3 protein-coding genes are annotated in these 3,826 nt (G+C 67.1%); 1 reads left to right on the top strand and 2 read right to left on the bottom strand.

The genetic code is table 11. The annotated features are described in order from the left end of the window. The first annotated feature begins 199 nt into the window (after positions 1–199). Positions 200–1,159, top strand: coding sequence for a lysophospholipid acyltransferase family protein (locus CFB17_RS18735; protein WP_165769715.1), 960 nt, complete (start codon positions 200–202; stop codon positions 1,157–1,159). An 8-nt stretch (positions 1,160–1,167) separates the two neighbouring features. Here the strand turns inward: CFB17_RS18735 and CFB17_RS18730 are convergent, their stop codons facing one another. Both CFB17_RS18730 and CFB17_RS18725 read right to left on the bottom strand, forming a co-directional pair. After that, positions 1,168–2,442 (bottom strand): glycerate kinase type-2 family protein, encoded by a 1,275-nt coding sequence (locus CFB17_RS18730; protein ID WP_088563106.1) that lies wholly within the window; start codon positions 2,440–2,442, stop codon positions 1,168–1,170. Positions 2,443–2,453: 11 nt separating this feature from the next. Further along, entirely contained in the window at positions 2,454–3,524 is a 1,071-nt protein-coding gene (locus CFB17_RS18725) for a tartrate dehydrogenase (protein ID WP_088563104.1), read from the bottom strand. Between the last annotated feature and the right edge of the window lie 302 nt (positions 3,525–3,826).

The raw sequence follows: 3,826 nt of genomic DNA, 5'->3' as shown, positions 1-3,826 counted from the left end.
GGTCCAGGGGGCGGTGCCCCCTGGCCGCCGGAGGCCGCTTCCTGCTTTCTCGCAGCGAGGCAGCGATCATCAGATCGCCGAGGGTCGGCGGAGGCCTCTTCGACGGTGCTGGTGTAGGAAATTATAAAATTTACCGAGAAGTAACCTGACAAATAGTCAGGGCGATCTAGAACGGCCGCATTCGTTGAGGTGGAGAATCGTGGCAAATAACCGCTGGAGGCAGGCTCTGCGCGCGTGGCGTCAGGGTGTGGAGGCTTTACCGGTCAGGGCATTCTGGGGCTTGAGCGGTTGGCTGGGACCCGAGCGGGGCGGCCAGTTCGGCGGGTGGCTTTTTGCCCGGTTCGGGCCATGGTCGGATCGGCAGTCGATCATCCTGGCCAATCTCAAGGCTGCCTTTCCCACCTTGGATCGACGGGCGACCGCCAAATTAGCGGGCGAGATCTGGCGCAATGCCGGGATTGTCATGGCAGAGTATCCGCATCTTTCCGCCATTGCCGATCCCAAGGGTGGCCGCATCGAGGTGGTGCTGCATTCGGCTTTTCGTCCGGATCGGCCAAGTGTCTTTGCCGGTCCGCATCTGGCCAGCTGGGAGGTGCCAGCGCTTGGGCCCATCCGCAATGGCATCAAGATGACGGCAGTCTATGCGCCGATGGCCAATCCGCGCATCGATTACTGGCTGCACCGGTGGCGGCAGGCCATCGGGGCGACGCTGGTGCCGCGCGATGGCAGCCTGCGCGTGTTGCTGCGCGAGTTGCGACAAGGCGGATCGATCGGTCTCGTGATGGACGGACGGACGGGTGGCGGCGTGCCGGTGGATTTCTTTGGCATGCAGCGCTCGGTGTCGCCGGGGCCGGCTTATCTGGCGCTCAAGAGCGGCGCGCAACTGACCACCATGACTGTCGAGCGGCTGGGCCCGGCGCGCTACCGGCTGACGATCGATGCGCCGATCGAGGCCGACATGTCGCTGGCGAACGACCAGGAGCGGATCGTGGCGATGATGTGCGAGGTGAACCGACGCTTCGAGGCCTATGTGCGGGCTCAGCCCGGCCGTTGGTTCTGCATGAAGCGGGCTTGGCCGAAATGGTCGATGGCGGCGGCCGCCCATGCGCCGGAGGTTGCCGATCGGCTCAGCGGGGCGCCACCATCGATCCCTGCCTGAGTCTCAACTCAGGTGATCATGATGGCGCGGATGTCGTTGACGTTGGTGAGGGTCGGACCGGTTCGTATGAGATCGCCGATGGCGTCGAAGAAGCTGTAGCTGTCGTGGCCTTTGAGGAATTGGCGGGCATCGTGGCCGACCTCACGGCCACGGGCCAACGTATCGGGGGTGACGAAGGCGCCGGCGGCGTCGTCCGAGCCGTCGATGCCGTCGCTGTCGCCGGCCATCGCCCAGATGCCGGGTGTCGCCTGCAAGGCTACGGCCAGGCCCAGGAGGAACTCGGTGTTGCGGCCGCCTTTGCCATGGCCATCGGCACCGATGGTAACAGTGGTCTCGCCGCCCGAGAGGAGGACGGTCGGGGCCGGCAGCGGCTGGCCGTGCGTGCGCACGGAGCGGGCGATACCGGACATGACGGTGCCGAGTTCGCGCGCCTCGCCTTCAAGGGCGTCGCCGAGGATGAGCGGCGTCAGGCCTGCCTGCCGGGCGGTTTCGGCGGCTGCCTCGAGGGAGAGCGAGGGTGCGGCGATGATGCGGACCTCGCTTTGGACCTCGCGGCTCGTAGGGGGCGGGGGCCAGATCGCGAGCGCCTGGCGTGCGGCGGGCGGCAGATCGAGGCGGAGGCGGGCGACGAGGGCGTCGACGTCGGCGGGCGGGCCTTGGTCGGGCACGGTCGGGCCCGAGGCCACCACGGCCGGATCGTCGCCCGGCACGTCACTGATGAGGAGGGTGAGGACGCGGGCGGGGCGGGCGGCGAGGGCCAAGCGGCCGCCTTTGATGGCCGAGAGGCGGCGGCGGACGGCGTTCATCTCGCTGATCGTCGCACCGGAAAGGAGAAGTGCCTTGTTGACCGCCCTCTTGTCGGCAAGGGTCATGCCGGGCGGTGGTAGCGTGAGGAGGGCGGAGCCGCCGCCCGACATCAAGGCGATGACGAGATCGTCGGGTCCTAGGTTCTGGACGGCTGCCATAATGGCGTGGGCGGCGCGCTCGCTGGCTTCGTCGGGGACGGGATGCGCCGCTTCGAGAATCCGGATGCGGCCCGCGGGCACGGCATGGCCATAGCGGGTGACGACCACACCCGTGAGGTCGACATCGGGCCAGGCGGCGTCGACGGCCGCCGCCATGGCGGCGGAGGCCTTGCCCGCACCGACGACGATGCAGCGCCCCTTGGGCGGGGCCGGCAGGTGGCGCAGCACGGCCGGCCCGGGTGCCGCCTGGGCCACCGCCGCATCGAACATGGCGCGCAGGGTCGAGCGTGCCTTCTCGTCGGACCATGCTGCGGACATCGAGCTTCCCTTCAATCGTTGGCGCCGTGGATCGCATCGATCACCGCGGCGGTGACATCGGCGGTCCTGGCCGTACCGCCAAGATCCGGCGTATGCCAGCGTCTGTCGGCCATGACACGCTCGATCGCCGTCATCAAGCGGTGGGCGGCCGCCTTTTCACCCAGATGCTCGAGGAGGAGGACGCCCGACCAGAAGGTGCCGATCGGATTGGCGATCCCCTTGCCGGCGATATCGAAGGCCGAGCCGTGGATGGGCTCGAACATCGAGGGGAAGGCGCGCTCCGGATTGAGGTTGGCGGTGGGTGCGATCCCGAGCGAGCCCGTGAGTGCGGCTGCGAGGTCGGAGAGAATGTCGGCGTGGAGATTGGTGGCGACGATCGTATCCAGCGTCGAGGGGTGCATCACCATGCGGGCCGTCATGGCGTCCACCAGCATCTTGTCCCAGACGACCTCGGGGAATTCGCGCGCGACCTCGGCGGCGATCTCGTCCCACATCACCATGGCGTGGCGCTGGGCATTGGATTTCGTCACGACGGTGAGCTGCCGGCGTGGGCGCGAGCGCGCCAGATCGAAGGCGAAGCGCATGATCCTGAGCACGCCCTGGCGGGTGAACATGGCAACGTCCGTCGCGGCTTCCAGCGGCGAGCCTCGATGCACGCGGCCGCCGACGCCCGCATATTCGCCCTCGGAATTCTCGCGCACGATGACCCAGTCCAATCCCAGGGCGTCGCGCAGCGGCGAGGTCACACCGGGCAGGACGCGCGTCGGGCGGACATTGGCGTACTGGTCGAAGGGCTGGCAGATGGCGAGCCGCAGCCCCCAGAGCGTCACATGATCGGGGATGTCCGGATGGCCGGCCGAGCCGAACAGGATGGCGTCATGATGGCGAATGAGGTCACGGCCGTTCTCTGGCATCATCAGGCCATGTTTCTTGTAATAGAGGCCGCCCCAGTCGAAAATATCCACCTCGAAGCGAAAGCCAGCGACACGCGCAGCAATTGCATGCAGAACTTCCAGGCTGGCCGCGACAACCTCGCCACCGATACCATCGCCAGGAATGGCCGCCAGCCGATAGGTCTTCATCTTGTGCCTCCTTTGCAATCGCTCGTCGCCGCCGAGGAAAAAACAGGAACAAGGTTGTCCACATAGACGAGCGCCCGCTCGGAAATCCAGAGGAGGGCGATCACGCGAGCGGGCCTAGGCGACCGAGCTCGGTGTGGGGCGTGGCCCCGGAGATTCGCGGGCAGGGAGGACTATCCCGGGCCTCCCCGCGCGAGGCTGAAATTCCCCGCTGCTTTGCCAACGTCCTGTTGTCTGGTTGATTGTCGCGGGCGGCGGGAGACTGGTTGGGGGAGAGGTGATGGATTTGTCGCTTGGTCTGGTGG

The sequence above is a fragment of the Arboricoccus pini genome (assembly GCF_900187945.1).
GTDB lineage: Bacteria > Pseudomonadota > Alphaproteobacteria > Geminicoccales > Geminicoccaceae > Arboricoccus > Arboricoccus pini.
The sequence above is the reverse complement of the archived record's forward strand: the minus strand, read 5'-3'. Positions and strand labels throughout refer to the sequence as shown.

What these genes read in the sequence shown, in the direction of transcription:
- CFB17_RS18730 (WP_088563106.1), bottom strand. Translation starts at nt 2,442, where the DNA reads ATGTCCGCAGCATGGTCCGACGAGAAGGCACGCTCGACCCTGCGCGCC.
- CFB17_RS18725 (WP_088563104.1), bottom strand. Translation starts at nt 3,524, where the DNA reads ATGAAGACCTATCGGCTGGCGGCCATTCCTGGCGATGGTATCGGTGGC.